Below are 1612 nucleotides of genomic sequence, written 5' to 3'. Positions count from 1 at the left end.
GACGACGGCAGCGCCGAGCGGGTCGCCGGGCAGGGAGATCACCGCGGTCTCGTCGTCGAAGACCAGCAGCCGGCTGAACTGGTCGTCGAGCGGCGACGCCGAACGCGCCGGATGACACGGTGGCGGTCCCGGTGACACCGATCACGGTGCCGGCCGCGGACAGGGCCAGCACGCAGCCGGCCACGGCCGCTTTGGACAGGAGCTTCCTCATGGGTACGCCTTCATCCGTGAGTTGACTGTTGTTCACCTCCCGGTCGTCGCGGGAGCTCAGATGGGGCGAGGGGAGGCGAGATGAGTCACCATGCCAGGTCCTACATGAACATCACATAATGGAGAGGGGTCATCATGTTGCCTGTCAGCATGATGACACCCCCATAGGGGGCTCTACGGGAGAAAACAGGGGGAATCGGTGAGCGACGTCGACCGCAGCGCTCTCCAGGCGGTGTATAGGTATGCCCTTGACCAGGGGCTGGAGGAGGGCTTCGCCAGAAGCGCGGTGGGACCGGCCACCGGACTTCCCGAGGAGGTTGTCACCGCCGCGGTGGAGGAACTGCTCGCGATGGGACTCCTGCTCGGCCTCGCGGCGGGGAGACTGCGGGCGGTGGCCCCGGGCGAGGCCGTCTCCGGCGTCATCACGCCGCTCGAACGGGAGCTGCGCGCCCGCCGTGCGGCCGTCGAGGACACCCGCGCCGCCATCATGTCCTTCCTCCCGCTCTACGAGCGCGGACAGGTCGCACGCGAGCGCAAGAACGCGTTCGAGGTCCTTACCGACCTCGCGGCGGTCCGGGTCGCCATCGCCGACCTCACCGCGCGCGCCCGCGTCGAGATCCTCACCGCCCAGCCCGGCGGAGCGCGGGGCGAGGGCGTTCTGGCCGAGGCGTCGCCGCGTGACCTGGCCGCCCTCCGGCGCGGGGTGCGCATGCGCGTCCTCTACCAGCACACCGCCCGCTTCAGCCGGGGCACCGGCGAGTACGTCGACCGCGTCACCGGACTCGGAGCCCAGGTCCGCACGCTCGACGACCAGTTCAGCCGGCTGCTGGTCTTCGACGACGAGACCGCGGTGATCTCCCTGCCCGGCGACCCGCTCGGCGCTGCCGTCGTCCGGGAGACGACCGTGGTGGCCTTCATCAGGGAGACCTACGAGCGGCTGTGGCTGGCGGCCGAACCCTTCTCCACACCCGGCGCGCCCGGTGGCGAGATCTCCGCCACCATCCGGCAGGCCATCATGCGCCTGCTCATGGAGGGCATGACGGACAACTCGATCGCGGTCCGGCTGGGCATGTCCGTGCGCACCTGCCGCCGCCACGTCGCGGAGATCATGGTCGAACTGGGCGCGCAGAGCCGCTTCCAGGCGGGCTATCTGCTGGCCGTGCAGAACCGGCAGGAGGGCGCGCGCTGACACGTGTCGCCGCAGGTCGGCGTGCGCCTGCGTCAGTCCGTGTGGTCGGGGCCGGTGAAGCCGGGGCGGCCGTAGTCGGGGCTGGAGAAGTCGGGGCTGCTGTAGCGGGGGCGCGCCGTCGTGCGGCCGGGGCTCTCGGTGGCGGGGCTGGTGAAGTCCGGGCCCGAGTAGCCGAGGCGGGGGGTGCGGCCGCGGCTGGAGTCGGTGTCGGGG

Annotated in this window: 1 protein-coding gene and 1 pseudogene; one reads left to right on the top strand and one right to left on the bottom strand. The window is 71.3% G+C overall.

What is annotated here, in order from left to right:
- Window positions 1–409 precede the first annotated feature (409 nt).
- A complete protein-coding gene (locus FNX44_RS26745) occupies window positions 410–1399 on the top strand; it encodes a helix-turn-helix transcriptional regulator (RefSeq protein WP_323369686.1) in 990 nt (329 codons plus the stop codon).
- Window positions 1400–1431: 32 nt separating this feature from the next.
- Here the strand turns inward: FNX44_RS26745 and FNX44_RS28375 are convergent.
- A pseudogene (locus FNX44_RS28375) lies at window positions 1432–1612 on the bottom strand (hypothetical protein); the annotation flags it as partial.

This window comes from Streptomyces alkaliterrae (genome assembly GCF_007097205.2).
Classification (GTDB): Bacteria; Actinomycetota; Actinomycetes; order Streptomycetales; family Streptomycetaceae; genus Streptomyces; species Streptomyces alkaliterrae.
Note: the sequence above shows the minus strand (reverse complement) of the source record. Positions and strands in the feature narration are given on the sequence as shown.